Below are 2,828 nucleotides of genomic sequence, written 5' to 3'. Positions count from 1 at the left end.
GTCGTTGGGTGACGGGGTGCGGCGGGCGCTGGGTCGTGAGCCGCGGGACTTCGCGGACTACGCCCGGGAAGCCGCAGCCTCGGGCGTGTGGAACGTATGAGCCGGCTCGTCCCCGGCGGCCCCGTGTGGCCGCCCCCGGGCGGGCGTTGCAAGGGACCCTGAACGGACTTTGGAGGTCTGGTCATGTCGGACGGCACAACGGTCTGGTCGAGCGAGCGGGGCATCGGCACACTGCCCGGCCACATCAAGGGCTTCGGACTGATGCACGTGGCGATGCGCCGCGACGCGGCGCGGCTGAGCGCCGCCGCCACGCGCGGACCGTCGGGATCCACGGCGGAGCTGGCGGAGTGGTTCGGGCGGCTGCGCACGGTGATCGACTGGCACCACCACAGCGAGGACGAGATCCTCTGGCCGTACCTGCGTGGCCGGGTGGCCGGGTTCGACGGCGGCGGGGTCCTGGAGGAGGACCACGAGGCGCTGGACCGGTCGATGCGGCGGGTGGCGGGGGTGCTCGGCTCCGGGCTGCGGGCCGAACTCCCGGCGGCCGCCGAGGCGTTCGAGACCCTGGTGCGCGACCACCTCGGGCACGAGGAGCCGGTGGTGTTCCCGGCGCTGGCCGGCCTGCCGGTGGACGAGTACCTGCGGGTGGAGCGCCGGATCATCCAGAGCGCACCGACCCAGGTGATGACCTACCTGCAGCCCTGGATGTTCGACGGCGCGGACCCGGCGGCCGTCCGGGCGGTGTCCGCGACGATCCCGGCCCCGGTGCGGCTGATCGGGCGGACGGTGCTGGAGCGGCGGTACCGGCGCGGCCTGTCGGCGGTGCTCTGAGCCCGCAGCGGGCGGCGGGCGGGCGCGACGGTGCGCCCGGCGGACCGCCGGACCGCCGGCTCGGCGCAAGACGGGGCAGGTGCCGTCCTGCGGCCCGGGGTTCCGGTTGTCGCGCTTCCGTTGCGCGGTGCACCGCACGGTGGTCGGTGTCGTGTGCACAAAGTTCGTCGGCACCGCAGCCCGCGGGCCGGGAGAGTGAAGGGGTCCTGAGATGCGTTCGGATCAGACCGCGGTTCCGCTGTCGTACACCGCGCCGTCGGCCATCGGAGGTGTGGGGATGGGGAGTTCGGCGCACGCCGTCGGGCAGAGCAAGGCGACCGGGCCGCTGCTGGTGGGCGCGACCATCGCGATGGGTTTGATGGCGGGGCTGTTCTTCGCCTTCGACGTGTCGGTCATGCCGGGTCTCGCGGCGAGTGACGACCGCACGTACGTGACGGCGATGCAGCACATCAACAAGTCGATCGAGAACGGCATGTTCGGCCTGGTCTTCGTCGGCGCCTTCGCGGCGACGGGTGTCGCGGCGTGGCTGCTGCACAAGGCGGGCCGGCGGCAGGCGGCGCTGTGGGCCGCGCTGGCGACGGCGCTGTACGTGGTGGCGCTGATGGTGACCATGGGCGTCAACATCCCGCTCAACAACCAGCTGGCGGCGGCGGGCGACCCGTCCCAGATCCACGACTTCGCCTCGGTGCGGGCGCACTTCGCGGACAGCTGGGTGCCGGCCAACATGCTCCGCACCGCGCTGTGCACGGGCGGTCTGCTCGCGCTGACCCGCTCCCTGGTGCTGCACGGCCGGTTCACCCGCTCGGGGCGCTGACACCCGTCCGCACGCACCGCCTCCGGTGCCCGTCCGCCACGCGTGGACGGGCACCTGCGCGTTGGTGGCCGGTGGTGGTGGCCGGTCGTGGTGGTGGCTGCGGTGCGGGCCCGGTGCGCCGGAGCGTGCGCCGGTGCGCCGGGTCGGTGACTACACCCAATTCACTGGGTGAGACAGCGAGTTGGCGCCCGGCACGGATGTGGTGGAGCATGGGCGGGCCCGGTCTGTTGCGGTGCGCTTGCGCCGCGGCCGCGGCGCGTGCGCGTGCTGGGGGAGGAGGCGGGTCCGGTGAGTCCGGTGGATCGTCCGTTTCTGGTCCGGGGGAGGGCGGTACCCCTGGCCAGGTACCTGGCCGAGGAGGACATCGAGGGCCTGGTGGCCTGCTCGTGCATCGGGAACGAGGTGAGCATCGACCTCCCGGACACCCGGATCCTGGTGAGCCTGGTCGACGTCGCCGACGTGGTGAGGCTCAACTTCCACATGGTCCAGGACGGCCCGGCCAAGCCCCGTTCCTGGTCGCGCCGGCTGCCCGCCGGCACCGGCCCGCGCGAGATCGCGGCCCGGATAGCGCTGGACGTCCGCACCCTGGAGCGCGAGCTGGCACCGCTGCGCCGCCGCCCGCCGGCGCTGCCGGAACAGCGCCGACCGGGCTGAGCGCAGGCCCCCGTAGAGTGGCGGCGTGGACAACGACCAACCCCGCGCCGACCACGCTCCCGCCGACCACGCGTCCGTCGACGCGCCCTCCGTCGATGCGTCCTTCGTCGACGACCCCTACGCCGACGGACGCAACGTGCTCTGGCTCCTGGACGGCTTCGACGCGGACGACGAGGTGCGCTACTCCCGTGAGCTGAACCGGGAGGAGTACCTGCGGGTCCGGCCCCTCTTCGAGGGCGCCCCCGAGGTCCGACTCGGCGACGACGTCTGGATGCTTGCGGGCGACTACCGCGTCCCGCTCCGCCTGTGGGAACCGCTGTGGGAGTTCCTCGGCCCGCCCGCCGGCCCGGCGGAAGGCCTGGTCTACCTCATCGGCGCTCGCCAGGACTTCCCCGACGGTCGGGACGACCGGTCCGGGCATTCCACCGCGGCCGCCGCTTACTGAAAAGACGGTTCTCCCAGGCCAAGGAGCACTTCCGCATATCATCCGCGATTTGGACGGCGTTTGCCGAAGCACCGAGCCTGGACA

At 73.0% G+C, this 2,828-nt stretch carries 4 protein-coding genes; all 4 read left to right on the top strand.

The genetic code is table 11. The features are described 5' to 3' along the window. Positions 1–183: 183 nt before the first annotated feature. The 4 genes from ACIGG8_RS42805 (at position 184) to ACIGG8_RS42790 (ending at position 2,744) form a co-directional block, all read left to right on the top strand. Positions 184–831, top strand: coding sequence for a hemerythrin domain-containing protein (locus ACIGG8_RS42805; RefSeq protein ID WP_396553985.1), 648 nt, complete (start codon positions 184–186; stop codon positions 829–831). A gap of 211 nt (positions 832–1,042) precedes the next feature. Beyond that, positions 1,043–1,645 carry a DUF1772 domain-containing protein gene (locus tag ACIGG8_RS42800; RefSeq protein WP_396553984.1) on the top strand — a complete coding sequence of 201 codons (603 nt, stop codon included), beginning with the start codon at positions 1,043–1,045 and terminating at the stop codon, positions 1,643–1,645. Between the two features lie 297 nt (positions 1,646–1,942). Then, entirely contained in the window at positions 1,943–2,299 is a 357-nt protein-coding gene (locus ACIGG8_RS42795; RefSeq protein WP_396553983.1) for a hypothetical protein, read from the top strand. 25 nt (positions 2,300–2,324) lie between these two features. Then, the gene (locus ACIGG8_RS42790; RefSeq protein WP_396553982.1) at positions 2,325–2,744 is read left to right on the top strand and encodes a hypothetical protein; all 420 of its coding nucleotides are present in this window, start codon (positions 2,325–2,327) and stop codon (positions 2,742–2,744) included. Positions 2,745–2,828 lie beyond the last annotated feature (84 nt).

Origin of the sequence: Kitasatospora sp. NPDC085464, from assembly GCF_044541955.1 — a bacterium.
Classification (GTDB): Bacteria; Actinomycetota; Actinomycetes; order Streptomycetales; family Streptomycetaceae; genus Kitasatospora.
Note: the sequence above shows the minus strand (reverse complement) of the source record. Positions and strands in the feature narration are given on the sequence as shown.